The sequence below is a fragment of the Duganella sp. Dugasp78 genome, assembly GCF_059491455.1.
Genome location: NZ_CP168506.1, coordinates 1 through 24,615, shown reverse-complemented (window position 1 = coordinate 24,615; position 24,615 = coordinate 1). Strand labels below are relative to the sequence as shown.

The 24,615-nt window shown below is 60.2% G+C and carries 20 protein-coding genes, 2 tRNA genes and 3 rRNA genes; 13 read left to right on the top strand and 12 right to left on the bottom strand.

Annotated features, from left to right (window positions below; all coding sequences use genetic code 11):
- Positions 1–15: 15 nt before the first annotated feature.
- Genes lptF through ACEN9O_RS00115 form a run of 3 tightly spaced genes read left to right on the top strand, consistent with a single transcriptional unit; the run spans position 16 to position 2,708 of the window.
- Positions 16–1,152, top strand: a complete 1,137-nt coding sequence (gene lptF, locus ACEN9O_RS00125) for an LPS export ABC transporter permease LptF (protein ID WP_495615651.1) — start codon at positions 16–18, stop codon at positions 1,150–1,152.
- Entirely contained in the window at positions 1,149–2,318 is a 1,170-nt protein-coding gene (gene lptG, locus ACEN9O_RS00120; protein WP_495615650.1) for an LPS export ABC transporter permease LptG, read from the top strand. The genes lptF and lptG overlap by 4 nt, the downstream gene beginning before the upstream one ends.
- On the top strand, positions 2,319–2,708 hold the full coding sequence (locus tag ACEN9O_RS00115) for a sirohydrochlorin chelatase (protein ID WP_495615649.1): 390 nt from the start codon (positions 2,319–2,321) through the stop codon (positions 2,706–2,708).
- Here the strand turns inward: ACEN9O_RS00115 and ACEN9O_RS00110 are convergent.
- Positions 2,685–3,176, bottom strand: a complete 492-nt coding sequence (locus ACEN9O_RS00110; protein ID WP_495615648.1) for a lipocalin-like domain-containing protein — start codon at positions 3,174–3,176, stop codon at positions 2,685–2,687. The two genes, ACEN9O_RS00115 and ACEN9O_RS00110, sit on opposite strands and share 24 nt — an antisense overlap.
- 94 nt (positions 3,177–3,270) lie before the next feature.
- On the opposite strand from ACEN9O_RS00110, the gene ACEN9O_RS00105 reads away from it, so the two are divergent.
- Both ACEN9O_RS00105 and ACEN9O_RS00100 read left to right on the top strand, forming a co-directional pair.
- The gene (locus ACEN9O_RS00105; RefSeq protein WP_495615647.1) at positions 3,271–4,125 is read left to right on the top strand and encodes a LysR family transcriptional regulator; all 855 of its coding nucleotides are present in this window, start codon (positions 3,271–3,273) and stop codon (positions 4,123–4,125) included.
- A 139-nt stretch (positions 4,126–4,264) separates the two neighbouring features.
- On the top strand, positions 4,265–4,639 hold the full coding sequence (locus tag ACEN9O_RS00100) for a hypothetical protein (RefSeq protein ID WP_495615646.1): 375 nt from the start codon (positions 4,265–4,267) through the stop codon (positions 4,637–4,639).
- A gap of 13 nt (positions 4,640–4,652) precedes the next feature.
- On the opposite strand, the gene ACEN9O_RS00095 is transcribed toward ACEN9O_RS00100, so the two are convergent.
- The 8 genes from ACEN9O_RS00095 to ACEN9O_RS00060 form a co-directional block, all read right to left on the bottom strand.
- Positions 4,653–5,432: a glutaminyl-peptide cyclotransferase gene (locus tag ACEN9O_RS00095; protein ID WP_495615645.1), complete on the bottom strand. Its 780-nt coding sequence runs from the start codon at positions 5,430–5,432 to the stop codon at positions 4,653–4,655.
- Entirely contained in the window at positions 5,432–6,169 is a 738-nt protein-coding gene (locus ACEN9O_RS00090) for a hypothetical protein (protein WP_495615644.1), read from the bottom strand. The genes ACEN9O_RS00095 and ACEN9O_RS00090 overlap by 1 nt, the downstream gene beginning before the upstream one ends.
- 39 nt (positions 6,170–6,208) lie before the next feature.
- Complete coding sequence (gene cobA, locus ACEN9O_RS00085) at positions 6,209–6,970, bottom strand: uroporphyrinogen-III C-methyltransferase (RefSeq protein ID WP_495615643.1); 762 nt, start codon at positions 6,968–6,970, stop codon at positions 6,209–6,211.
- 105 nt (positions 6,971–7,075) lie between these two features.
- Positions 7,076–8,395 (bottom strand): sulfate adenylyltransferase subunit 1, encoded by a 1,320-nt coding sequence (locus ACEN9O_RS00080; protein ID WP_495615642.1) that lies wholly within the window; start codon positions 8,393–8,395, stop codon positions 7,076–7,078.
- Positions 8,395–9,327 carry a sulfate adenylyltransferase subunit CysD gene (gene cysD / locus ACEN9O_RS00075; RefSeq protein WP_495615641.1) on the bottom strand — a complete coding sequence of 311 codons (933 nt, stop codon included), beginning with the start codon at positions 9,325–9,327 and terminating at the stop codon, positions 8,395–8,397. The genes ACEN9O_RS00080 and cysD overlap by 1 nt, the downstream gene beginning before the upstream one ends.
- 105 nt (positions 9,328–9,432) lie before the next feature.
- Positions 9,433–10,149 carry a phosphoadenylyl-sulfate reductase gene (locus ACEN9O_RS00070; protein ID WP_495615640.1) on the bottom strand — a complete coding sequence of 239 codons (717 nt, stop codon included), beginning with the start codon at positions 10,147–10,149 and terminating at the stop codon, positions 9,433–9,435.
- 11 nt (positions 10,150–10,160) lie between these two features.
- Positions 10,161–10,748, bottom strand: a complete 588-nt coding sequence (locus ACEN9O_RS00065) for a DUF934 domain-containing protein (protein ID WP_495615639.1) — start codon at positions 10,746–10,748, stop codon at positions 10,161–10,163.
- Entirely contained in the window at positions 10,741–12,432 is a 1,692-nt protein-coding gene (locus tag ACEN9O_RS00060) for a nitrite/sulfite reductase (protein ID WP_495615638.1), read from the bottom strand. The genes ACEN9O_RS00065 and ACEN9O_RS00060 overlap by 8 nt, the downstream gene beginning before the upstream one ends.
- A gap of 150 nt (positions 12,433–12,582) precedes the next feature.
- On the opposite strand from ACEN9O_RS00060, the gene ACEN9O_RS00055 reads away from it, so the two are divergent.
- From ACEN9O_RS00055 to ACEN9O_RS00045, 3 genes are all read left to right on the top strand, one after another.
- Entirely contained in the window at positions 12,583–13,524 is a 942-nt protein-coding gene (locus ACEN9O_RS00055; protein WP_495615637.1) for a CysB family HTH-type transcriptional regulator, read from the top strand.
- A 15-nt stretch (positions 13,525–13,539) separates the two neighbouring features.
- Positions 13,540–14,193, top strand: coding sequence for a class I SAM-dependent methyltransferase (locus ACEN9O_RS00050; RefSeq protein ID WP_495615636.1), 654 nt, complete (start codon positions 13,540–13,542; stop codon positions 14,191–14,193).
- Between the two features lie 167 nt (positions 14,194–14,360).
- Positions 14,361–15,452, top strand: a complete 1,092-nt coding sequence (locus ACEN9O_RS00045) for a porin (RefSeq protein ID WP_495615635.1) — start codon at positions 14,361–14,363, stop codon at positions 15,450–15,452.
- A gap of 6 nt (positions 15,453–15,458) precedes the next feature.
- Here ACEN9O_RS00045 and ACEN9O_RS00040 read toward each other — a convergent pair whose 3' ends face one another.
- The 3 genes from ACEN9O_RS00040 to ACEN9O_RS00030 all read right to left on the bottom strand — a co-directional run bounded on the left by ACEN9O_RS00040 (position 15,459) and on the right by ACEN9O_RS00030 (position 18,918).
- Entirely contained in the window at positions 15,459–16,619 is a 1,161-nt protein-coding gene (locus ACEN9O_RS00040; protein WP_495615634.1) for a sensor histidine kinase, read from the bottom strand.
- Positions 16,620–16,719: 100 nt separating this feature from the next.
- Positions 16,720–17,487, bottom strand: a complete 768-nt coding sequence (locus ACEN9O_RS00035; protein WP_495615633.1) for a LytR/AlgR family response regulator transcription factor — start codon at positions 17,485–17,487, stop codon at positions 16,720–16,722.
- A gap of 81 nt (positions 17,488–17,568) precedes the next feature.
- Positions 17,569–18,918 carry a sensor histidine kinase gene (locus ACEN9O_RS00030; protein ID WP_495615632.1) on the bottom strand — a complete coding sequence of 450 codons (1,350 nt, stop codon included), beginning with the start codon at positions 18,916–18,918 and terminating at the stop codon, positions 17,569–17,571.
- Between the two features lie 553 nt (positions 18,919–19,471).
- On the opposite strand from ACEN9O_RS00030, the gene ACEN9O_RS00025 reads away from it, so the two are divergent.
- From ACEN9O_RS00025 to rrf, 5 genes are all read left to right on the top strand, one after another.
- Positions 19,472–21,000: ribosomal RNA gene (locus tag ACEN9O_RS00025) — 16S ribosomal RNA — on the top strand.
- A 76-nt stretch (positions 21,001–21,076) separates the two neighbouring features.
- Positions 21,077–21,153, top strand: a tRNA-Ile gene (locus tag ACEN9O_RS00020).
- 23 nt (positions 21,154–21,176) lie between these two features.
- Positions 21,177–21,252: transfer RNA gene (locus ACEN9O_RS00015), tRNA-Ala, on the top strand.
- A gap of 232 nt (positions 21,253–21,484) precedes the next feature.
- A 23S ribosomal RNA gene (locus ACEN9O_RS00010) occupies positions 21,485–24,355 on the top strand.
- Positions 24,356–24,483: 128 nt separating this feature from the next.
- A 5S ribosomal RNA gene (rrf, locus tag ACEN9O_RS00005) occupies positions 24,484–24,596 on the top strand.
- The 16S, 23S and 5S rRNA genes sit together here with 2 tRNA genes alongside, the layout of an rRNA operon.
- Positions 24,597–24,615 lie beyond the last annotated feature (19 nt).

Genomic DNA, 24,615 nt, shown 5'->3' with positions numbered 1-24,615 from the left:
AATTATAACTTTCGAATGATCTTTCAACGCGCCCTGAGACGTGAAATGGCAAGTGCCGCCGGCGCCACCTTCACTGTGCTGTTCAGCATATGTGTCACCTGGACCCTGATTGCCGTGTTGGGCCGCGCCGCCGGCGGCAAGGTCGCCTCCAGTGATGTCGTCGCGCTGATCGCATTCGCAACGCTGAATTATCTGCCAACTATCCTCATCCTCACCAGCTTTATTTCAGTGCTGATGGTGGTCACGCGCACTTACCGCGATTCGGAGATGGTAGTGTGGTTCGCGTCGGGCCTGAGCCTGACCAAATGGATAGCCCCGGTGCTGACCTTCGGCCTGCCGATGGTGCTGCTGACGGGCGCCCTGAGTTTCGTCGCCACGCCGTGGGCCAAGCAGAAAAGCTCGGAGTACGTGGAGCGCTTCGAAAAACGCGAAGACCTGCAAAAGGTCTCGCCCGGCCAGTTCAAGGAATCGGCGTCGGCCAACCGCATCTTCTTCGTCGAGGGCGTGGCCGGCAAGACGGCCGTGGTGCAGAACGTGTTCGTCAACACGGTCGACGAGCATGGCACCGCCGTCATCGTCGCGCGCGAGGGCGTGATCAACACCGGCGACAAGGGCGAGCGCTATCTGGTGCTGAAGAACGGCCGCCGCTATCAGGGCATCCCGGGCCAGTCGGACTTCCAGACCATGGAATTCGAAAGCTACAGCATGCGCGTGACCAGCCAGACCCAGGACCTGGAATCCGAACGCAACACCGACGCCGAACCTATCATGGCGCTGCTGTCCGACACCACCGCGTTCGGCAGGGCTGAACTGTTGTGGCGCATCTCGTCGCCGGCCACCTGCCTGATCCTGATCCTGCTGGCGGTGCCGCTGGGCTTTGTCAATCCGCGCGCCGGCAGTTCGGCCAACCTGATCATCGCGCTGCTGATCTTCTTCAGCTACAGCAACCTGGTCAAGCTGGTCGAGGCCAGCGTCAAGCAGGGTAAGTCGACATTCGCGCTGTCGTGGTGGCCGCTGCACCTGGCCGCGGCGCTGCTGGTATTCGGGCTGTTCGCCTGGCGCCTGAACCTCAACCATCGCTACCATCCGCTGGCATTGCTGGCGGCGCTGAAGCGCTCGCGCGCCGCCGGCAAGAAAGCTGTCACGCCATGAAAATCCTGCAACGCTATTTCGCCGTCTCGATCCTGCAGGCGGTGGCCTTTGTGCTGGTCGCCTTCCTGGGCCTGCAAGCCTTCATGGACCTGACGGGCGAACTGCCGTCGGTCGGCAAGAACGGCTACGCCATCCAGTACGCCTTCCTGTATGTGCTGGTGCAGCTGCCGGCCCACGTGTATGAAGTGATGCCGATTGCGGCGTTGATCGGCACCATCTACACGATGGCGCAGTTCGCGGCGACGTCCGAGTTCACCATCATGCGCGCGTCCAGCATGTCGACCGGGATGGTGGCGTGGATGCTGGCCAAGATCGGATTCGTGCTGGTGATTGTCACCTTCATATTCGGCGAGTTGGTCGCGCCGCGCACCGCGCCGCTGGCGGAAAAAATTAAACTCAGCGCGCGCGGCGCCGCGATCTCGTCGGAGTTCCGCTCCGGCCTGTGGACCAAGGACATCGTCAAGTCGGACGGCATGAGCGGCACCGTGACCGGTTCGCGCTTCTTCAACGTGCGCCAGGTGAAGCCGGACGGCACGCTGGTCGACGTCAAGCTGTACGAGTTCGACACCAGCTTCCGCCTGCGCTCGATCACGCTGGCCAAGCTCGGCACCTTCAAGGGCAACAACAACTGGCAGCTGTCGGACGTGACGGAAAATATCTTCACCAATCCGGCGCTGCTCAAGCCGGGCAGCGAGGCCAACCTGGCCAACAACTTCGCCCAGGACACCAGCCTGATCGAAACCCGCCACAGCGCCACCAAGGACCTGCTGTCCGAGGTGACGCCGAAGATCCTGTCGGTGGCCGGCTCCGATCCCGAGCGCATGTCGGCCAACGAACTGGCGGTCTACACCCGCCATCTGCAGGAGAACAAGCAGGAGACCGAGCGCTTCAAGATCGCCTTCTGGAAGAAGCTGTTCGACCCGCTGGCCATCTTCGTGCTGATGGCGCTGGCGCTGCCGTTCGGCTACCTGCACACGCGCAGCGGCGGCGTGAGTCTGAAGATCTTTGTTGGTATCATGATCGGTGTCGCCTTCCAGCTGGTGAACACGCTGTTCTCGCATCTGGGCCTGCTGAGCACCTGGCCGGCGGTGATCACGGCGATCGCGCCGAGCCTTTTATTCCTGCTGCTGGCGCTGGGCGCCTTGTGGTGGGTGGAGCGACATTAGATGAGCAAGCAAGCACTGGTTCTGTTCGCGCACGGCGCCCGCGCCGCATCCTGGGCGGCGCCGTTCGAGCGCCTGCGCGACCTGACCCAGGCGCGCACGCCGGAGGTGCGCGTTTCGCTGGCCTTTCTGGAGCTGATGACGCCGCGCCTGCCGGAGCTGGTGGCCGAGCTGATCGCCGACGGCGTCACACAGATCACCGTGGTGCCGGTATTCCTGGGGCAGGGCGGCCATGTGCTGCGCGACCTGCCGCTGATGATCGAGCAACTGCGCATCGATCATCCGCGGGCGGCGATTAACGTGGTCGAAGCGGCCGGCGAGAACGCGGCCGTGCTCAACGCCTTGTCCGACTACTGCGTCGCAGCGCTGTCAACGCAGGCGGCGCCAGACTGACAGCGGAATCTGCCCGTCCGGCCTGGCCGGTACGCGGTAGCTGAGCTCATCCCCGTTCATCTCGTAGCTGCGTTTCTGCTGCGTCCCCTCCCAGTTTGAAAAGGCCGCGCCGGCGATGCTGAAGGTCAGCGTGCGCGCCTCGCTGTCGATGGCGATGGTGCCGAAGTGCGTGCTCGATCCGAGGACCGCGGCCTCGAATTCGGCCGGCGTGCCGGTCTTTTTGTCGCCGCCGGCGAAGCGCGGGCGGTCGGCACGGTAGATTTGCACGCTGTAGCGGCCTTGTTTATCGATCGTCATCAGGCCGGCCGGTGTGTCGCCGTAGTCGCGCACGCGGGTGCCGTCGGGGAGGATACGGTCGGCCGCGACCAGCGTCCAGGTGCCGGCCAGCGGAAAGTCCGGCATGGCGCCGGCGGCCTGCGTGGCCGGCACCCACATGACGAGGCAAAATAATCGGTTCAGCAGTTTCATGGCGATCTCCCAGGTGGCGATGCAGTCACGATAGCGCCAAACGCACCCGAACGAAATTAGCGAAAACCGCCCGATATATGTGCATAATTGCACAATGGACCAACCTGACTGGGATCACCTCCGCTATTTCCTGGCGCTGCACGACGCCGGCACCTTGAGCGGCGCCGCGCGCGCGGCCGGCGTCGAACACACCACGGTGGCGCGGCGCATCGATGCGCTGGAGGCCGCGCTGGCGGTGAAGTTGTTCGACCGCTTCCCCAAGGGCTGGTCGTTGACGGCGGCCGGCAAGGCGCTGGTGCCGCACGCGCGCAAGATGGAGGAGAACCTGCACGGTTTGATGCGGGCAGCCAGCGGCGCAGCTACCCTGAACGGCAAGGTGCGGGTGTCGGCACCGCCCGCGCTGGCGGCATACCTGCTGGCCCCGCGCCTGAAAGAGGCGCTATTCCGCTTGCCCGGCATCGAACTGGATTTGCGCGGCGAGGCCCGCGAAACGGACCTGATGCGGCGCGAGTCGGACATCGCACTGCGTTTCAATCGCCCTGTGGCGCCGGGGCTGGCGGTGCGGGCGCTGACGACGGTGGCCTATCGTTTGTACGCCAGCGCTGCCTATCTCGCCGCGCGCACGCCTGACCAGTGGGAGTTTGCGGCCTACGATGAACTGATGCAGGACACGCCGCAACAGCAATGGCTGGAGAAGATACGCCACGGGCGCCGCTACTGCCTGCGCTCCAACGACCTGGGCACCTTGTACCAGGCGGTGGTGGCTGGCTGCGGCGTGGCCGTGCTGCCTGAGTACTTCTTCGATATACGGCGCGGCGACCTGGTCGCCATCGACACGCCGGCCTGTCCGGTCAAGCGCAAGCTATGGATCGTCATGCATGAAGACGTGCGCCGCGCCGCGCCGGTGCGCGCGGTGGCCGACGAGTTGATCGCGCTGTTCACTTCCTGAGCCTTGGTGCCCGCCGTCCTCCTGGGCACCGTCGGCGTGCGTCAGCGCACCGACAGTTAGCCGAGTGGTTGGATACTGTACAGGAATGGTGGCGTGTAATGGTCGGGACACGGCCTGCGGCCACGTTCCGGAGGCTGGCATGGAATCTGTCCTACTTTTGCAGACGTCCACAGCGCTGTTGGTCGTCGCCGCTTTGGGCGGTGCGGCAATGGCTTACATTCGTTTCAGCGGCAAGCCCCATCCACCCTCGTGGCTGGCCATGCTGCATGGCTTTCTGGCTGCCGCCGCGATCACCTTGCTGGCGTATGGCGCGGCGACGATAGGCTTGCCGCGTCTGGCGAACCTGGCGCTGGTGTTGTTTCTTATCGCCGCGGTGGGCGGCGTTGTACTCAACCTGAAATTTCACCTGCAAGCGATCGCGCTGCCTATATGGCTGGTACTGGCGCACGCGGGCATCGCAGTCATCGGTTTCCTGTGCCTGCTACTGGCGACGTTTGGCCGTTTAGCCGTTTAGCTGGGAGCGGCGGTCACCTCCTGGGCACGATCTTGATCTCGTACAGTTTGGGCCACAGCTTGCCGGTGACGAACAGACGTTTTTTCTCCGCGTCGTAAGCGATGCCGTTCATGACGTTTTCGCCGTTGAGGCCTTTGCCGGCATCGGGGTACAGCTTGCCCAGGTCGATCCAGCCGGTGATCTTGCCGTTGGCCGGATCGATGCGCGCGATGGTGTTGGTGTGCCACAGGTTGGCGAAGATCTCGTCGCCCACCACTTCCAGCTCATTGACCTGGTCGACCGCGATACCGTCCGCCGTCACCTTCACGCGGCGCACTTCGAGGAAGGTCTTGGGATCGAGGAAGCGCAGCGTGGCCGTGCCGTCGCTCATGATCAGTTCCTTGCCGTTCTGGGTCAGGCCCCAGCCTTCGCCGGGGTAGGCAAACTGGCTGCGCATCTCGAAGGTGGCGAGGTCGAATACGAAGCCGGTCTGCGTCTGCCAGGTCAGGCCGACCAGCGTGTCCTTCCATGCCGTCAGGCCTTCGCCGAAATACTTTGGCGGGATGTCTTTGCTCTGCAGGACCTTGCCGGTCTCCAGGCTCACCTTGCGGATCGACGATTTGCCATTCAGGCCGGTGCTCTCGTACAGGAAGCCGTCGCGGTACAGCAGACCCTCGGTGAAGGCTTGCGGATCGTGGGGATAGGTGTGGACGACCTTGAAATCGTAGGTCGGGATGGCGGCGGCAGCGCTGCCGGCGGCCGACAGCAGAAGGATGGCGGGGAGGAGCAGGGTCTTGGCGTAATTGGTTTTCACTATTCGGTCGCTGATGAGTTTTCGAGTTCGATCATGGCGTCGAGCGTCGTGCCGGGGGCGTCGAGTTCCGCCTGGACGCAGGCGCGCGCTTCCGGCGACTGCACCAGCGTCACCGCCTGCGCACGCGCCGCTTCCGCCGCAGCAGTATCGCCGCAGCCGCTCAGCAAGTCCAGCACCAGCGCAAGTTCGGTGACGTAGTTGTACACCTCGGCCAGCAGGGCGGCTATGCCGGCGGTGGTCAGCACGTTGAAGTCGGCTCGCCGCTGGTTGAGCAGGGCGGCAGCCTGCGCCAGGTGCTGCATCGGCTGCGGCAGGTGGCGGCTGGCCAGCGCGTAGTCGCCGCAGGCCATGATCGACGGCAGTGCCGAGCGGGCGCATTGCCGCGCCAGCGCTTGCGGCAGCTGCTGGAACAGATGGTAGGTGTTTTGCAGGTCGCCCAGCTTGTCGTTGATGGCGCGGATGTCGTTGAACAGGGCCTCGGCGGCGTCGCCTTCGGCTTGGGCCAGCAGGCGCTGGCTGTCGCGGTCGCGCAGCTCAACCAGCGCGCGGCGCGCCGGCAGGTGTTCCTCCGCCAGCTTGGCCCAGGCGCTCAGCACATAGGACAGGCGCAGTGGCGCGGTTTCCGCATCGCTGGCGGTGGCGTCGAAGAGCCAGATGTAGTCCTGCAGCGCGCTATCGAAGGCGCCCTCGGAGTGGGCCTTCCATGCGCGTTCCAGCACGTCGTGAACTGTGTCCATTACTACCTCGTTTGGTATGAATGGACATTCTATTACGGATCAGGCGCGCAGTTGCTGTACAGCTGAAGGGAGTTGTGGTTCGTCGCTGTGCTGGTGGGGGCGGGTTTTCATCGCGTCGCCCAGCATCACCAGCACCGGGCCGTGGGCCGCGCCCAGGCCTTGCGCCAGCGAGGCGACGGTCAGGCGGCGGATATGCTGGTCCGGGCGGCTGCAGTTCTCGATGATGACCACCGGCGTATCGGGATGGCGGCCCTGTGCCAGCAGGCGTTCCGCCGTGGCGATGGCTTCGCGGCCGCCCATGTACTGCACCAGGGTGTCGGTGTCGGGGATGGCGTCGTGCTCAGTGTGTTCCGGCGCGGTGGAGGAGGTGAAGAAGGCCACGCTGCGCGCCACGCCGCGCTTGGTCAGCGGCTGCTTGCTGGCGGCCGCCGCAGCCAGCGCGGTGGTGATGCCGGGGACGACTTCCACCTCGATGCCGGCTTCTTCCAGCGCGCGCAGCTCCTCGTCGGCGCGGCCGAACAGCATCGGGTCGCCGCCCTTGAGGCGCACCACCAGCGGGAACTTGTGGGCGTTGTCGATCATCTGCTTGTTGATGAACTGCTGCGCGGTGGACAACTGGCCGCAGCGTTTACCGACCAGGATTTTCTCGGCCTGAGGGCACAGCGCCAGCATCTCGTCGGTCACCAGGGCGTCGTGCAGCACCACGTCGGCTTGCGCCAGCAGGCGCGCGCCGCGCAGGGTGATCAGGTCCTGGGCGCCGGGGCCGGCGCCGATCAGGTAGACCTTTCCGGGGGATGACATGGTTATTCCTTTGTTGGCTTGTCGTTCCCGCGCAAGCGGGAACCCATGCTGAGTATGGAGGGAATCCAAGCAATGCGCGGATTCCCGCCTGCGCGGGAATGACGGCTATTCGCCCAGGCGGATCATGCCCGCTGCGACGGTCTGGTGCGTGACTTCGTCGATCAGGATGAAGGCGCCGGTGGCGCGGATGTCGGCATAGGCGTCGGCCGCCAGCGGCTGCTGCACGGTCAGGCCGATGCGGGCGATGTCGTTCAGCTTCAAGCCCTCGGCGCTGTGGCGCTGCTGGGTGTTGATGTCCAACAGCGATTCGATGCCGGTGATCTTGGCCGAGGTCTGCTTGGTGCCGTGCTTGATCCAGTACTTGCGGCGCTGGTCCAGCGACTCGTCGGACATCCAGCACACGTCAGCCTTCAGCTGCTTGAGCAGCGTCGCAGGCTGCTCGGCGCCGGCCAGCAGGTCGCCGCGCGAGATGTCCAGGTATTCGTTCAGCAGCAGCGTGATCGACTGACCGACCACCGCCGATTGATGCGAACCTTCCAGCGTGACGATGTCCTTGACGGTGGCGGTCTGGCCGGACGGCTGCACCACCAGCTTGTCGCCGACCGATACCTTGCCGGCCTCGATGCGGCCCATGTAGCCGCGGAAGTCGTTGGCTTCGTGGCCGTTGTGGCGCGCCACCAGCTGCACCGGGAAGCGGAAAGGCGCGTTGTGCGATTCGTCGTACACCGACAGCGATTCCAGCAGCTCGATCAGCGTCGGGCCTTTGTACCAGCTCAGTTTTTCGCTGACGTCGACGACGTTGTCGCCGGTCAGGGCGGACAGCGGAATCGGCGTGATGTCCTTCAGGCCCAGCGTGGCGGCGAACTCGCGGTAGGCCTTGACGATGCGGTCGTAGATCGCCTGGTCGTAGTTCACCAGGTCCATCTTGTTGACGGCGACCACGATATGCTCGATCTGCAGCAGGTGGGCGATGGTCGAGTGGCGCTTGGTCTGGATCAGCAGGTCCACGCCGCCATCTTCGCGCAGCTTCACTTTCGAGACGTCGATCAGGATGATGACGGCATCGGCGGTCGAGGCGCCGGTCACCATGTTGCGGGTGTACTGCTCGTGGCCCGGCGTGTCGGCGATGATGAACTTGCGCTTCGGCGTGGCGAAGTAGCGGTAGGCCACGTCGATGGTGATGCCTTGTTCGCGTTCGGCTTCCAGGCCGTCGGTCAGCAGCGACAGGTCGACGGCGTCGCCGACGGTGCGCTTGTGCTTGGAGCGCGACATGGCGTCCAGCTGGTCGGCGAAGATGCCTTTGCTGTCGAACAGCAGGCGGCCGATCAGGGTGGATTTGCCGTCGTCGACGGAGCCGGCGGTGATGAAGCGCAGCAGGCCGCGTTCAGTCAGATTCTCAGAGGTGTTGTCTATGCGAGCGTTCATCAGAAGTATCCTGCTTTTTTACGTTTTTCCATCGATGCTTCGGAGGTCTGGTCGTCCATCCGGGTGGCGCCGCGTTCGGTGATTTGGGTGACTGCGGTTTCGGCGATGATCTGCTCCACCGTGGCCGCATCCGACGATACGGGGCAGGTGCAGGAGATGTCGCCGACGGTGCGGAAGCGCACCACTTGCGTTTCGACGGTCTCGCCTTCGCGCGCCGGGGTCAGGTCGGTCAGCGGCACCAGCAGGCCGTTGCGCGGAATGACCTGGCGTTCGTGGGCGAAGTAGATCGGCGGCAGTTCCAGCTTTTCGCGGGCGATGTACTGCCACACATCGAGTTCGGTCCAGTTCGAGATCGGGAACACGCGCATGTTTTCGCCTGGGTGGACGCGGGTGTTATACAGGTCCCACAGTTCCGGGCGCTGCGATTTCGGGTCCCACTGGCCGAATTCATCGCGGAAGGAGAAGATGCGCTCCTTGGCGCGGGCCTTCTCTTCGTCGCGGCGGGCGCCGCCGATGCAGGCGTCGAAGCCGTGTGCGGCGATGGTCTCCAGCAGCGTGACCGCCTGCGCGGCGTTGCGCGAATCGGTCAGCGGATTACGCAGGCGCACCGTGCCTTTTTTGATCGACTCTTCAACCGAGCCGACGATCAGGCGTTCGCCCAGTTCGGCCACGCGCTTGTCGCGGAAGGTGATCACTTCGGCGAAGTTATGGCCGGTGTCGACGTGCACCAGCGGGAACGGGAATTTGCCCGGACGGAAAGCCTTCTCCGCGATGCGCAGCAGGACCACCGAGTCTTTACCGCCCGAGAACAGCAGGGCAGGGTTGCTGCATTCGGCCGCAACCTCGCGCATGATGTGGATCGCTTCCGATTCCAAAGCGTCGAGGTGGCGCGAATTCACGTGCGCGGCGTGGTTTTCAACTAAAGCGTTCATATTGGGACTAGCCTATCGTTATACGTCGTCCCCGCGAAAGCGGGGACCCATGCTGAGTAACTGCGGACGCGGTCTATGGATTCCCGCTTTCGCGGGAATGACCCATCAGGCCACGGATTTAATGCGTATCAGTTTGCCGTCGACCATGTGCAGGCCGCATTCCTTCGAGTCCGGATTCTCCCACCACCAGCGGCCGGCGCGGACGTCTTCGCCCGGCTCGATGGCGCGCGTGCAGGGTGCGCAGCCGATCGACGGATAGCCCTGGTCGTGCAGGGCGTTGTACGGTACGCCGTTGTCGCGGATGTAGTTCCACACGTCCGCCTCCGACCAATCGGCCAGCGGATTGAACTTGGTCATGAAGTGAGCCGGATCGTCTTCCTCCACCATCAGCGAGGTGCGGGTGGCCGACTGTGCGCGGCGCTGGCCGGTGACCCAGGCCTTGTTGCCGGCCAGGGCGCGGCCCAACGGCTCGACCTTGCGGATGCGGCAGCACTCGCGGCGCATCTCGACGCTGTCGTAGAAGGCGTTCAGGCCGTTCTGCGCGACGTAGGCGTCGACCGCCTCGGCCTGCGGCTTGTACAGCGCGATCTCGTAGCCGTCGTAGTGCTCCTTGACGCGGTCCAGCATGGCCAGCGTTTCAGGATGCAGGCGTCCGGTTTCGAGCGAGAAGATGCCGATATCCAGTTTGCCTTTCAGGATCAAGTCGGTCAGCACCATGTCTTCGGCCGCCAGGCTGGAGGCGAAGACCGCCGGGCTGTGGTCCTTGACGATGCGGGCCAGCGTGGCGTTGGTGTCGGCAATTAGTTTGTTCAGCTCACTCATGGCGGCCCCGATCAGATACCGTAGCCGGCGTCGCCGGCGTTGACGCCGACGTTGCGGGCGTGGCGGCGGAACAGCGGCGCCTTCTGGTCCACCGATGCCTGGTAGGTCTCCGAGAAATCGGACAGGCCCTTGAGCGCGTCGTGGATGCTGCGGTCCGGCCGCGTGGCGTAGGCGTTGAAGCCGACGCGCTGCATCGAGAACAGCTGGTCGCGCAGCACGTCGCCGATGGCGCGCAGTTCGCCGGTCCAGCCCAGGCGGGTGCGCAGGTTGTAGGCGATCGAGTAGCCGCGGCCATCGGTGAATTTAGGGAAGTCGATGGCGACCAGGGCGAGCTTGGACAGGTCGTCCTTCAGCGTTTCCGGGCGTTCGTCGCTGGCGATCCAGACGCCGATCTCGCCGGCGGCGGCGCGCGCCGACAGCAGTTCGCGCTGCACCAGCCAGAGGCTCAGCGGGACGATGAATTTGCCCGCCGGGACGGCGACGGTGGCTGGGTCGTGCTTGGGCGCGCCGTCGACCGGCTCGGCCAGGCGCAGCACCTGCCAGTCGTCTTCGACGATTTCACGGCCTTTGATGATCAGGTTTTTCACGGCTTCAGACATATTCATCCTCTCCAACCAGGCGACCGGCTTCGACGATCGGCGTGGCGTACACAAATTCCTTGAACGGCGCGATGCCCAGGCGCTGCGCGCAGTCGGCGAACGACTCGTCTTCGTAGCGATCGCGCACATACACTTGCAGCAGGCGGCCTATCACTTCCGGCATTTGCAGCGCGGAGAACGATGGTCCGATGATCTTGCCGATGGCGGCGTTGTTGCCCTGCGAGCCGCCGATCGACACCTGATACCATTCGCTGCCGTCCTTGTCGACGCCCAGCACGCCGATGCTGCCGACATGGTGGTGGCCGCAGGCGTTGATGCAGCCGGAGATATTCAGTTCGATCTCGCCGATGTCGTGCTGGAAGTCGATGCTGTCGAAGCGTTCCGCGATGGCGGCGGCGATCGGCAGCGATTTGGCGTTGGCCAGCGAGCAGAAGTCGCCGCCCGGGCAGCAGATCATGTCGGTCAGCAGGCCGATGTTCGGCGTCGCCAGGCCCTTGGCCTTGATCTGCTCCCACAGCGTAAACAACTGCGACTGCTCGACGTCGGCCAGCACGATGTTCTGCTCGTGCGTGACGCGCAGTTCGCCGAAGCTGTAGCGGTCGGCCAGGTCGGCCATGAAGTCCATCTGCTCGGCGGTGGCGTCGCCCGGCGGCACGCCGGTCTTCTTCAGCGACAGCACCACGGCGGCGTAGCCAGGCTGCTTGTGCGGCTTGACGTTGCGGTTGACCCAGTTGGCGAAGGCCTTGTTGCCGGCCTGCGCGGCCACCACGTCGCTGTCGTCGAGCTGCCTGTAGGCTGGCGGCTGGAAGTAGTCGATCACGCGCTGCATCTCTTCGACGGTCAGCGTTTCCGGACCGTCCTTCAGGTCGGTCCATTCGGCTTCGACCTGGCGGGTGAACTCCTCGACGCCGATGGCCTTCAGCAGGATCTTGATGCGGGCCTTGTATTTGTTGTCTCGGCGGCCGTACTGGTTATACACGCGCATCACGGCTTCGGTGTAGGTCAGCAGGTGCTGCCACGGCAGGAAGTCGCGGATCACGCTGCCCAGGATGGGCGTGCGGCCCATGCCGCCGCCGGCCATGAACTTGAAGCCGATCTCGCCGGCGTCGTTGCGCACCACGGTCAGGCCGATGTCGTGCACCGCGATGGCCGCGCGGTCTTCAACGGCGCCGTTGATGGCGACCTTGAACTTGCGCGGCAGGGCGATGAATTCAGGGTGGAAGGTGGACCACTGGCGCAGCACCTCGGCGTACGGACGCGGATCGATGATCTCGTCGGCGGCGACGCCGGCGTACGGATCGGAGGTGGTGTTGCGGATGCAGTTGCCCGAGGTCTGGATGGCGTGCATCTCCACCGAGGCCAGGTCGGCCAGGATGTCCGGGGTCTGCTCCAGCTCGATCCAGTTAAACTGGATGTTCTGGCGGGTGGTGAAGTGGCCATAGCCGCGGTCGTACTTGCGGGCGATGTGCGCAAACATGCGCATTTGCTTCGATGCCAGCAAGCCGTACGGCACGGCGATGCGCAGCATGTAGGCGTGACGCTGCATATACAGGCCATTTTGCAGGCGCAGCGGCAGGAATTCGGCTTCGGTCAGCTCATCGGACAGGCGGCGGCGCACTTGATCCCGGTATTGGGCGATGCGTTCGCGGACGATGAGATGGTCATATTGGTCGTATTGATACATATTCTTCCTAGATAGTCGCTTGCTAGAACCCCCAAACTAGCGCTAATAGTAATAAACTTCGTCTTTATTCCATACGACTTAGTCTTTATTTGCTTATATACGTATCGGGTATAAGCAAGCTTAATAATTTTTGATGGGCCTGGACCTGCAATGAACCTTCACCAACTGCGCTTCGTGCGCGAAGCTGTACGCCAGAACTACAACCTGACCGATGCCGCCAAGGCGCTGTTTACGTCGCAGCCGGGCGTGTCCAAGGCGATTATCGAGCTAGAGGAAGAGTTGGGCGTCGATATCTTCACCCGGCACGGCAAGCGCATCCGCGGCCTGACCGAGCCGGGACGGCTGGTGCTGGAATCGGTAGAGTTGATTATGCAGGAAATCGACAGCCTCAAGCGTATCGGCAAGGAATATGCGGCCCAGGACAGCGGCAGTTTTACCATCGCCACCACACACACGCAGGCGCGCTACACGCTGCCGCGCGTGGTGCAGGCTTTCATGCTGAAGTTCCCCAAGGTGCGATTGTCTTTATTGCAAGGCAATCCGCAGCAGATCGCCGAAATGGTCCAGCGCGACCAGGCCGACCTGGCCATCGCCACCGAATCCATCGCCGGCGTGACGGGTTTGATAACCTTGCCATGCTATCAATGGGAGCACGTGGTGGTGGTGGCGCCGGACCATCCATTGCTCAAATCCAAGCAGGTGACGCTGGAAGAAATTGCCGCTTTCCCGATTATCACTTACGATGGCGCCTTCGCCGGCCGCAGCAAGATCGACCATGCCTTCTCCCTGCGCGGCCTGAAGCTGGACGTGTTGCTGGAAGCCATAGACGCCGACGTGATCAAGACTTATGTGGAGTTGGGCATGGGGATTGGTATCATAGCGGGCATGGCCTTCGACGCCGAGCGCGACAAATCGCTGCGCGCCATTCCTGTGGGTCACCTGTTCGGCATGAATGTGTCGCGGGTGGCGGTCAAGCAGGGGGCTTACCTGCGCAGCTATATCTACACCTTTATCGAACTGCTGGCGCCCACGCTCAACCGCAAATTGATCGAGCAGGCCATGAGCGGTGAAAAAGAACACTACGAACTGTAAATTAGAAAGTAAGACATGATTACCAATCAGTTGGCACAATTTTATGCCGTCAACGCCGACAACTACGACCAGGTCTACGCGCAGGAAGAGCGCTTCGACGATCTGGATGACTTGCAGGAAATGGTCGCCGAGCTGTTCCAGGGCCACAAGGTGCTGGAACTGGCCTGCGGCACCGCCTATTGGACCGATTTGATCGCCGAAGTGGCGGAATCGGTGCACGCCACCGACCTGGTGCCGGAAATGATCGCGCTGGCCGAAACCCGCGGCCTGGACGAGGACGTCGTCAGCTTCGGCGTGATGGACGCCTTCAACCTGCCCGACGGCCTGGAAGGCAAGTACACGGCGGTGTTTGCTGCCGGCTTGTGGGCGCACGTCAAGCGCGAAGATCAGGAAAAATACCTGAAGACCCTGCGTGCCAAGCTGGGCAAGGACGTGCTGCTGGTGCTGCTGGACGAGACTTATGTCGATGGCAACAGCATGGTGTTCGCCCGCACCGACATGGAAGGTAATACCTTCCAGATCCTGACCGCCGACGACGGCCAGCGCTACGAAGTGATGAAGAACTACCTGACCGACAGCACGCTGCGCAAGCGCTTCGCGACGTCGGCGCGGCAGATCCGCGTCGAGCGGCTGGAGTATTACTACCTGCTCAGCTGCCGGTTGAAATAAGTCCTGAAAGAAAGTCCGAAAAGCCGCTTTAAGCGGCTTTTTTCATCTTGGTGCCGATTTACAACAAATGGTTGATGTCACATTGTTGAAGTAATTGATAGGCAAGATACGCCCCGTAGATAAATTACAGGCAGTTACTTCTTTCAACCTCAAGTAGAGAACATCAAGTGAAAAAACTTACTCTGGTAGCAATGATCATCGGCGGTTTCGCAGCCCAGGCCCAAGCTCAATCGAATGTCACGATCTATGGCCTGGTGGATGCCGGTCTGGTCAGCGAGCGCGGCGGCGCTGCAGGCAGCGTGACCAAAGTCACCAGCGGTATCGGTGGCCAGTCGCGTCTGGGCTTCCGCGGCACCGAAGACCTGGGCAACGGCCTGTCGGCTATCTTCACCCTGGAAACCGGCCTGAAAGTGGACGACGGTTCGCTGGACAACGCCAACAGCGCGCTGTTCAACCGTCAATCGTTCGTCGGCCTGAAAAGCAAGGACGCCGGCACCCTGACCATCGGTCGCCAATACACCATGCTGTACAACGCCATGAGCCAGGTCGCCGACCCGTTCGGCGCCGGTTACGCAGGAAGCATCAAGAACTTGTTCCCGGCAGCCGGCGCGAACACCCGCACCAGCAACGCCCTGGTCTACTCGACCCCGGTGATGGAAGGCTTCAGCGCGGACGGCCTGTACTCGCTGGGCGAGCAGGCTGGCAGCTCGACCGCCGGCCGTCAGTTCGGCTTCGGCCTGAACTACGCCAACGGCCCGCTGAACGCGCGCCTGGTGTACAACAACCGCAACAACGACACCGCCGCAGTCGGCGCCACCCCGGCCAAGCTGCAGGACAGCGGCCGCAACACCCTGTTCGCGATCAACTACGATTTCCAGGTTGTCAAAGCCTTCTTCGCCTACGGCGCGGACAAGGGCGTGAACAGCGCAGCCCTGCCATCGGCTAACGCCTACGGCTACACCGTGGCGCCTAAGGCCAGCCTGGACAGCAACGACCTGCTGATCGGCGTGCAAGTGCCGGTCGCTCCTGGCGGCACCATCATGGCGTCGTACGTGCGCAAGAACGACAAGACCGTCAACAACCAGGACGCCGACCAGTGGGCGCTGGGCTATCTGTACTCGCTGTCGAAGCGTACCGGCATGTATGTCGCCTACGCCAAGATCAAGAACAAGAACGGCGCCGGCTACACCGTTGGTAACAACAACGAAGCTGGTAGCGGCGACAAAGCCTTCAACGTCGGCATCCGTCACGCGTTCTAAGCAGGATCAGGCGGCGTTTTCCTGAGGCGGCAGCGGCAGCCGGATCATGATCCGGGTGCCGTTGTCGCTGACGATGGAGATGTCGCCATGCAGTGCCCAGACGCGTTCGCGCATCCCGATCAGGCCGAAGGATGAAGCTTTGTCCATGTCCTTTTCGGCGATGCCGCGGCCGTCGTCATGGATGGTGATTTGCAGCAGACCGTCGATGCGGTACAGTGACAGCAGGACATTGCGCGCTTCGGCGTGGCGGGTGATATTGGTCAGCGCTTCCTGTGCAATGCGGAAGATGGCCGTGCTGTAGGCGTCGTCGAGTATCAACTCTTCTTCATTCGCGTCCAGCGTGCAGGCGATGCCATAGCGCGAGACGAATTCCTGGCGCAGGCTTTCCAGCGCAAAGTACAAACCTCCCTCATCGAGCGCGCGCGGCCGCAGGTTGCTGGCGATGCGCCGCAGCGAAGTGATGGCCGACATCAGCAGCTCATCCATGCCGGCCTGTAGCTTGCGGGCGACTGTGTCGTTGCTGCGCTGTTGTTGCAGCAGCGCCAGGTCCACGCGCAACGTCGCCAGCAACTGGCCGAGGTCGTCGTGCAGCTCGCGGGCGATGTACTTGCGTTCCTCCTCCCGTATCGTTTGCAGCGCGGCCGACAGTTCGCGCAGCTGTGAATAAGACTGTTCCAGCTGCTCCTGCACCTGCTTGCGTTCGGTGATGTCGCGCAGGATGATGGTGTAGACACGGTGGCCGTTTTCCGCCAGCGACGAAATCGACCCCTCCAGCGGGAAATGCTGGCCGCTGGCTTTCAGGCCGGTCACGGCATAGTCGCTGGCGCGCCGCCCCTTCATGCGCAGGCGGATGCCGGTGTTGCCGAAGTAGCGCGTGCTGGCCGGCTCGTTGCTCAGGCGTTGGTCGCGTGGAATGAATTGCTGCAAGGGCGAGCCTTCCATGGCCTGTACCGTGGTGCCGAACATGGTGGCGGCCGACGGGTTGGCTTGCAGGATGTACTGGCGTTCGTCGGTGGAGATGATGGCGTCGCTGGCATGCTGGATGATGCCGCGGCTGCGTCGGTGCGCGGCGGTCGAGCGCGCGCATTGCCAGCCCATGCGCCAGGACAGGCGGCTGGCCAGCGCGACGGCGCCGGAGAGTAGCAATAGTGATCGGATACGGGCCATGCGCTTCCCCATGCGGCAGGGGGCCGCGTGGGTACACACTAAAGTAAGCGCGGGGCGGGAGCTTGATGTGCCTCAGACGCACTCGGCGTCTGGGACACGATTACATCTGTTTGAACAGGTGCAGGAAGCTGCGGCTCACTTCCAGCTTGTCCGGCTTGCCCTTGATCATGACGAGATGGCGGCCGCGGATATCGCGCGTCACGCCTTCGATGGCGTTGACGTTGACCAGTGTGGCGCGGTGGATCTGCCAGAACAGGGCCGGGTCGAGTTCCTCGGCCAGGTCGCGCACCGGCTTGCGGATCAGCGCCTCGTAGCGTTCGGTCTGCACGCAGGTGTATTTCTCGTCGGAGCGGAAGAACAGGATTTCCTCGACCGGAATCATGCGCAGATCCTGGCCGATGCTGGCCTGTATCCACTGCAGGTAGGTCGGCTTGGGCGCGGTGATCTTTTCCGCCAGTTGCGACAGCATCGCCGTCACGCTGGCGTTGACGTCGGCGGCCGCGGCCGGCTTGCTCATGCGGGTCTTGAGGCGGTCTACCGTGATTTGCAGGCGCTCCTGCTCAGGCGGTTTGAGCACGTAGTCGACCGCGCCGCGCTCGAAGGCTTCGACCGCGTAGGCGTCGTAGGCGGTGACGAAGACGATGTGGCTCTTGTTGCCGATCACTGAGGCGGCTTCCATGCCGGTCTTGCCCGGCATGCGGATATCGAGGAAGGTGAAGTCAGGCTTGAGCTGGTCGACCAGTTCGATCGCCTCGTCGCCGTTCTTGGCTTCGCCAATAATTTCCAGCTCGGGCCAGACCTGGCCCAGGCGCATGCGCAGTTGGTCGCGCATTAATCGTTCGTCGTCGGCAATAATTGCAGTAGGCATCGTGGTCGGGTGTGTAGTGTTAATTGTTTAGTCAATTATTCAACGAATTATTCAACGAATCGCCGTAATAATCAATCGATCTTATTTGGACAGCTGGTACGGGACTTCGATCGTGGCGATCACGCCGCTCGGGCTGTTGGCGGCGATCAGCAACTGGCCCTGGTCGCCGTGCAGCAGCTTCAGGCGTTCGCGGATGGTCATCAGGCCCAGGCCGGTGCCGTCGCTGGGCACGGCGCCGAAGCCGAGGCCATTGTCGGTGACGATCACGCGCAGCTTGTTGTGGGCCACGTCGGCGCGCACCTTCAGCGTACCGCCTTCGGGCTTGGCTTCCAGGCCGTGTTTGATGGCGTTTTCCACCATCGACTGCAGCATCATCGGCGGGAAGGCGGCGGTGCGCAGGCCGTCGGGAATGTCGAAGTCCACGGTCAGGCGTTCTTCCATGCGCATTTTCAGCAGGTTCAGGTAGGCTAGCACCATGTCGGCCTCGCGGCCCAGGTTGGTGATCAGGGCGTTGTCACGCATTTGCGGCAGCACCGCGCGCAGGTACTTGATCAGGCTGCGCTGCATGGCGGAGGCGCGTGGCGGGTCGGTTTCGATCAGGTGTTCGACCGAGGCCAGGGTGTTGAACAGGAAGTGTGGCTCGACTTGGGCCTGCATCATCTGCATCTTGGCTTCGCTGAGCTGGCGCTGCATGGATTCGCGCTCGACGGCGGCGTTGGCGGTCAGGGTTTCGGCTTCGGCGCGTTTTTTTCCGCCCATCAGGGCCTTGGTGCCGAACAGCGCAAGTACCAGCAGCGAGACGAAGCTCTTGAACCAGGTCGATGCTTGGCGATGGTAGCGGGTGACTTTTTGCTCGGCCGCATCATCGACGGCTTCTTCGATGGCATTCGACAATTCTTCGCCGATTTGTGGCGGCAGGTCGATGTGGACTTCTTCGCCCGGCAAGGTGGGCAGGGCGGGGACGGATGCTACGCCCGGCTTGCCTGCTTTGGCTGGCGGGGCGGGAGGGGCCGGTGGCGCTGCAGGTGCGGCGTTCGCAGGTTCGGCCGGTGGTGCTACCGGCGGCACGTGGGGAGTGTTGTTGTCCTCGCTGCTGGAATCGGAGGAATCGTTTTTGTCAGTCTTGTCGGCATCCTTGTTGCGGATCTTGCCGCGCGGGTTGAAATGAATGCCGCTGTCGTCGATCAGGATATTGGTGTCGCCGTTTTTGCGTTTCGAGTGCTTGTCGTTTTTGATCACGACTTCTTCGTCCGGGCTGGATGAGAACAGCTCGTCCTGCAGGATGGAGCCTGCAATCAGCGTCAACACTGCGAACACCAGGAACTTCCACCACGATAGCTGCGTGACCCAGGTGGCGGTCGCATCGAAGCCGCGGTGCAACCAGGCGCCGGCGGTTTTCAGGGTATCTTGCGTTTTAGGCATCGGAAACATGTGAGGCTTTCGTTCTATGTTGTCATGCAAGCGGCAGTGTAGCCTAACGTCAACTGTCCAGTCTCCGCATTGTTTTAGATGACAAGGCTATTGGGACGATGCAACTGTAAGGGATCGCTGCCATGGAAGCTAATGCCGTGCGACAGTCTGCAGAAAAACGGGAATGGGTGGCGAGGATGGGGGTAGGGATGCAACGAGGCCTTGCGCAATTCGTATTCGTTTGCTATAGTTCGCCCCCTCGCAGAACACAACACATGTTGCTGAGTGAAGCGAGAGAAAAAGAAGGGGGTTCATGCTCTTTCTTCTTCGCTGACGGACACAACGCTCCGCAGCAAACGCAGTACCGAATTGAAGTTCTTTAAAAATTAACAGTCGATAAGTGTGGACGTTTGATGAAAGTGCACACGCTGCTTCGGTAGCGTGAAACTTAAAATATCAAATGTTCACAAGAAGTAATGAAATAGGCGCTACGAAAATAGTGGCCTGTCAGTATTTTGAGTGAGCGACCCGTCAGCAATGACGGTGACACGCAAGTGTCAAATAAACAGAGATTAAACTGAAGAGTTTGATCCTGGCTCAGATTGAACGCTGGCGGCATGCCTTACACATGCAAGTCGAACGGCAGCGCGGGGCAACCTGGCGGCGAGTGGCGAACGGGTGAGTAATATATCGGAACGTACCCTGGAGTGGGGGATAACGTAGCGAAAGTTACGCTAATACCGCATACGATCTAAGGATGAAAGTGGGGGATCGCAAGACCTCATGCTCCTGGAGCGGCCGATATCTGATTAGCTAGTTGGTAGGGTAAAAGCCTACCAAGGCATCGATCAGTAGCTGGTCTGAGAGGACGACCAGCCACACTGGAACTGAGACACGGTCCAGACTCCTACGGGAGGCAGCAGTGGGGAATTTTGGACAATGGGCGCAAGCCTGATCCAGCAATGCCGCGTGAGTGAAGAAGGCCTTCGGGTTGTAAAGCTCTTTTGTCAGGGAAGAAACGGTGGGGGCTAATATCCCTTGCTAATGACGGTACCTGAAGAATAAGCACCGGCTAACTACGTGCCAGCAGCCGCGGTAATACGTAGGGTGCAAGCGTTAATCGGAATTACTGGGCGTAAAGCGTGCGCAGGCGGTTTTGTAAGTCTGTCGTGAAATCCCCGGGCTCAACCTGGGAATGGCGATGGAGACTGCAAGGCTAGAGTTTGGCAGAGGGGGGTAGAATTCCACGTGTAGCAGTGAAATGCGTAGATATGTGGAGGAACACCGATGGCGAAGGCAGCCCCCTGGGTCAAAACTGACGCTCATGCACGAAAGCGTGGGGAGCAAACAGGATTAGATACCCTGGTAGTCCACGCCCTAAACGATGTCTACTAGTTGTCGGGTCTTAATTGACTTGGTAACGCAGCTAACGCGTGAAGTAGACCGCCTGGGGAGTACGGTCGCAAGATTAAAACTCAAAGGAATTGACGGGGACCCGCACAAGCGGTGGATGATGTGGATTAATTCGATGCAACGCGAAAAACCTTACCTACCCTTGACATGGCTGGAATCCCTGAGAGATTGGGGAGTGCTCGAAAGAGAACCAGTACACAGGTGCTGCATGGCTGTCGTCAGCTCGTGTCGTGAGATGTTGGGTTAAGTCCCGCAACGAGCGCAACCCTTGTCATTAGTTGCTACGAAAGGGCACTCTAATGAGACTGCCGGTGACAAACCGGAGGAAGGTGGGGATGACGTCAAGTCCTCATGGCCCTTATGGGTAGGGCTTCACACGTCATACAATGGTACATACAGAGGGCCGCCAACCCGCGAGGGGGAGCTAATCCCAGAAAGTGTATCGTAGTCCGGATTGTAGTCTGCAACTCGACTGCATGAAGTTGGAATCGCTAGTAATCGCGGATCAGCATGTCGCGGTGAATACGTTCCCGGGTCTTGTACACACCGCCCGTCACACCATGGGAGCGGGTTTTACCAGAAGTAGGTAGCTTAACCGCAAGGAGGGCGCTTACCACGGTAGGATTCGTGACTGGGGTGAAGTCGTAACAAGGTAGCCGTATCGGAAGGTGCGGCTGGATCACCTCCTTTCTAGAGTAGCACTGGTCTTCGGACTACTCATCAAGCGTTCACACTTATCGACTGTCAATATTAAAGAACAGCATTTGGGGCTGTAGCTCAGCTGGTTAGAGCACCGTGTTGATAACGCGGGGGTCGTTGGTTCGAGTCCAACCAGCCCTACCAGTTTCTGCCTGTAGTAAATCTCAGGGGGATTAGCTCAGCTGGGAGAGCACCTGCTTTGCAAGCAGGGGGTCGTCGGTTCGATCCCGTCATCCTCCACCAAAAGTTCAAACGTAAGTCAGCCAAATAAACGGTTGCGATTTAGGTTTGATCTTTTAGAGATCAAGTGCTGTACGTTCTTTAACAATCTGGAAGAAGTAAGTAAATTTTTATGTACCCATGCGGGGAACCGCGTGGGTGGGTAATGATTGTATGTATCAACAAACGCAACAACGTAGTACTTCTTATTCCTATGACCGCTCCTTTGTTTAGTCGCAAGGGGCTAACGTTATAGGGACAAGTGAATAAGTGCACATGGTGGATGCCTTGGCGATTACAGGCGATGAAGGACGTAGTAGCTTGCGATAAGCTGCGGGGAGCTAGCAAACAAGCTTTGATCCGCAGATTTCCGAATGGGGAAACCCGGCCTTTTAGGTCATTGCATACTGAATACATAGGTATGCAAAGCGAACGCGGCGAACTGAAACATCTAAGTAGCTGCAGGAAAAGAAATCAACCGAGATTCCCAAAGTAGTGGCGAGCGAAATGGGATGAGCCTGCACGTTTTAGCATGACGCATAACAGAATCCACTGGAAATTGGAGCCATAGCGGGTGATAGCCCCGTATGTGAAATGCGATGTGTGGAACTAAGCGTGCGACAAGTAGGGCGGGACACGAGAAATCCTGTCTGAATATGGGGGGACCATCCTCCAAGGCTAAATACTCGTAATCGACCGATAGTGAACCAGTACCGTGAGGGAAAGGCGAAAAGAACCCCGGGAGGGGAGTGAAATAGATCCTGAAACCGTGTGCATACAAACAGTAGGAGCGGACTTGTTCCGTGACTGCGTACCTTTTGTATAATGGGTCAGCGACTTACATTCAGTGGCAAGGTTAACCAGATCGGGAAGCCGTAGAGAAATCGAGTCCGAACAGGGCGATAGTCGCTGGGTGTAGACCCGAAACCAAGTGATCTACTCATGGCCAGGATGAAGGTGCGGTAACACGCACTGGAGGTCCGAACCCACTAATGTTGAAAAATTAGGGGATGAGCTGTGGGTAGGGGTGAAAGGCTAAACAAACTTGGAAATAGCTGGTTCTCTCCGAAAACTATTTAGGTAGTGCCTCAAGTATCACCATCGGGGGTAGAGCACTGTTATGGCTAGGGGGTCATCGCGACTTACCAAACCATTGCAAACTCCGAATACCGATGAGTGCGAGCTTGGGAGACAGACGTCGGGTGCTAACGTCCGGCGTCAAGAGGGAAACAACCCAGACCGCCAGCTAAGGTCCCAAAGATTGGCTAAGTGGAAAACGAAGTGGGAAGGCTAAAACAGTCAGGATGTTGGCTTAGAAGCAGCCATCATTTAAAGAAAGCGTAATAGCTCACTGATCGAGTCGTCCTGCGCGGAAGATGTAACGGGGCTAAGCCAGTCACCGAAGCTGCGGATATCCGTAAGGATATGGTAGGAGAGCGTTCTGTAAGCCTGCGAAGGTGTCTTGTAAAGGATGCTGGAGGTATCAGAAGTGCGAATGCTGACATGAGTAGCGATAATGGGGGTGAAAAGCCCCCACGCCGTAAGCCCAAGGTTTCCTGTTCAACGTTCATCGGAGCAGGGTGAGTCGGCCCCTAAGGCGAGGCAGAGATGCGTAGCTGATGGGAAGCAGGTTAATATTCCTGCACCGTCGTATGATGCGATGGGGGGACGGATCGCGGAAGGTTGTCTGACTGTTGGAATAGTCAGTTTCTGGTTCATAGAAGGCGCTTAGGCAAATCCGGGCGCGTAATTCAAGGGACTGGGACGAGGTGCTTAGGCACTGAAGCAATCGGAAGTGGTTCCAAGAAAAGCCTCTAAGCTTCAGTCATACGAGACCGTACCGCAAACCGACACAGGTGGGCGAGATGAGTATTCTAAGGCGCTTGAGAGAACTCGGGAGAAGGAACTCGGCAAATTGGTACCGTAACTTCGGGAAAAGGTACGCCCTTGTAGCTTGGCTGATTTACTTCAGTAGGGCGAACGGGTTGCAATAAACTGGTGGCTGCGACTGTTTAATAAAAACACAGCACTCTGCAAACACGAAAGTGGACGTATAGGGTGTGACGCCTGCCCGGTGCTGGAAGATTAAATGATGGGGTGCAAGCTCTTGATTGAAGTCCCAGTAAACGGCGGCCGTAACTATAACGGTCCTAAGGTAGCGAAATTCCTTGTCGGGTAAGTTCCGACCTGCACGAATGGCGTAACGATGGCCACACTGTCTCCTCCCGAGACTCAGCGAAGTTGAAGTGTTTGTGATGATGCAATCTACCCGCGGCTAGACGGAAAGACCCCATGAACCTTTACTGTAGCTTTGCATTGGACTTTGAATCAATCTGTGTAGGATAGGTGGGAGGCTTTGAAGCGGGGACGCCAGTTCTCGTGGAGCCATCCTTGAAATACCACCCTGGTTCATTTGAGGTTCTAACCTTGGCCCGTTATCCGGGTCGGGGACAGTGCATGGTAGGCAGTTTGACTGGGGCGGTCTCCTCCTAAAGTGTAACGGAGGAGTTCGAAGGTACGCTAGTTACGGTCGGACATCGTGACGATAGTGCAATGGCATAAGCGTGCTTAACTGCGAGACTGACAAGTCGAGCAGGTACGAAAGTAGGACATAGTGATCCGGTGGTTCTGTATGGAAGGGCCATCGCTCAACGGATAAAAGGTACTCTGGGGATAACAGGCTGATTCCTCCCAAGAGTTCATATCGACGGGGAGTTTGGCACCTCGATGTCGGCTCATCACATCCTGGGGCTGTAGCCGGTCCCAAGGGTATGGCTGTTCGCCATTTAAAGTGGTACGTGAGCTGGGTTTAAAACGTCGTGAGACAGTTTGGTCCCTATCTGCCGTGGGCGTTGGAAATTTGAAGGGGCTGCTCCTAGTACGAGAGGACCGGAGTGGACAGACCTCTGGTGTACCGGTTGTCACGCCAGTGGCATTGCCGGGTAGCTAAGTCTGGAAGAGATAACCGCTGAAAGCATCTAAGCGGGAAACTTGCCTTAAGATGAGATTTCCCAGAGCCTTGAGCTCTTTGAAGGGTCGTTCGAGACCAGGACGTTGATAGGTCAGGTGTGGAAGTGCAGTAATGCATTAAGCTAACTGATACTAATTGCCCGTACGGCTTGTCCCTATAACCTTAGCAGGTTATGGTGAATGAGAAGTACGTTGGAACGTTCGTTGATACACAACTTCATTACCCCATTACTTACTTCTCCAGATTCGGAGCGTCGCTGAAAGCGTCGCTCGTACAAGTCAATGCCTGATGACCATAGCAAGTTGGTCCCACCCCTTCCCATCCCGAACAGGACCGTGAAACAACTCTGCGCCGATGATAGTGCTGCAACCAGTGTGAAAGTAGGTTATCGTCAGGCTAGTTATATTAAAAAGCCC

What these genes read in the sequence shown, in the direction of transcription:
- ACEN9O_RS00110 (WP_495615648.1), bottom strand. Translation starts at nt 3,176, where the DNA reads ATGAAACTGCTGAACCGATTATTTTGCCTCGTCATGTGGGTGCCGGCC.
- ACEN9O_RS00080 (WP_495615642.1), bottom strand. Translation starts at nt 8,395, where the DNA reads ATGAACGCTCGCATAGACAACACCTCTGAGAATCTGACTGAACGCGGC.
- lptF (WP_495615651.1), top strand. Translation starts at nt 16, where the DNA reads ATGATCTTTCAACGCGCCCTGAGACGTGAAATGGCAAGTGCCGCCGGC.
- ACEN9O_RS00055 (WP_495615637.1), top strand. Translation starts at nt 12,583, where the DNA reads ATGAACCTTCACCAACTGCGCTTCGTGCGCGAAGCTGTACGCCAGAAC.
- ACEN9O_RS00100 (WP_495615646.1), top strand. Translation starts at nt 4,265, where the DNA reads ATGGAATCTGTCCTACTTTTGCAGACGTCCACAGCGCTGTTGGTCGTC.
- ACEN9O_RS00035 (WP_495615633.1), bottom strand. Translation starts at nt 17,487, where the DNA reads ATGCCTACTGCAATTATTGCCGACGACGAACGATTAATGCGCGACCAA.
- ACEN9O_RS00105 (WP_495615647.1), top strand. Translation starts at nt 3,271, where the DNA reads ATGGACCAACCTGACTGGGATCACCTCCGCTATTTCCTGGCGCTGCAC.
- cysD (WP_495615641.1), bottom strand. Translation starts at nt 9,327, where the DNA reads ATGAACGCTTTAGTTGAAAACCACGCCGCGCACGTGAATTCGCGCCAC.
- ACEN9O_RS00060 (WP_495615638.1), bottom strand. Translation starts at nt 12,432, where the DNA reads ATGTATCAATACGACCAATATGACCATCTCATCGTCCGCGAACGCATC.
- lptG (WP_495615650.1), top strand. Translation starts at nt 1,149, where the DNA reads ATGAAAATCCTGCAACGCTATTTCGCCGTCTCGATCCTGCAGGCGGTG.
- ACEN9O_RS00115 (WP_495615649.1), top strand. Translation starts at nt 2,319, where the DNA reads ATGAGCAAGCAAGCACTGGTTCTGTTCGCGCACGGCGCCCGCGCCGCA.
- ACEN9O_RS00050 (WP_495615636.1), top strand. Translation starts at nt 13,540, where the DNA reads ATGATTACCAATCAGTTGGCACAATTTTATGCCGTCAACGCCGACAAC.
- ACEN9O_RS00040 (WP_495615634.1), bottom strand. Translation starts at nt 16,619, where the DNA reads ATGGCCCGTATCCGATCACTATTGCTACTCTCCGGCGCCGTCGCGCTG.
- ACEN9O_RS00030 (WP_495615632.1), bottom strand. Translation starts at nt 18,918, where the DNA reads ATGTTTCCGATGCCTAAAACGCAAGATACCCTGAAAACCGCCGGCGCC.
- ACEN9O_RS00090 (WP_495615644.1), bottom strand. Translation starts at nt 6,169, where the DNA reads ATGGACACAGTTCACGACGTGCTGGAACGCGCATGGAAGGCCCACTCC.
- ACEN9O_RS00070 (WP_495615640.1), bottom strand. Translation starts at nt 10,149, where the DNA reads ATGAGTGAGCTGAACAAACTAATTGCCGACACCAACGCCACGCTGGCC.
- cobA (WP_495615643.1), bottom strand. Translation starts at nt 6,970, where the DNA reads ATGTCATCCCCCGGAAAGGTCTACCTGATCGGCGCCGGCCCCGGCGCC.
- ACEN9O_RS00065 (WP_495615639.1), bottom strand. Translation starts at nt 10,748, where the DNA reads ATGTCTGAAGCCGTGAAAAACCTGATCATCAAAGGCCGTGAAATCGTC.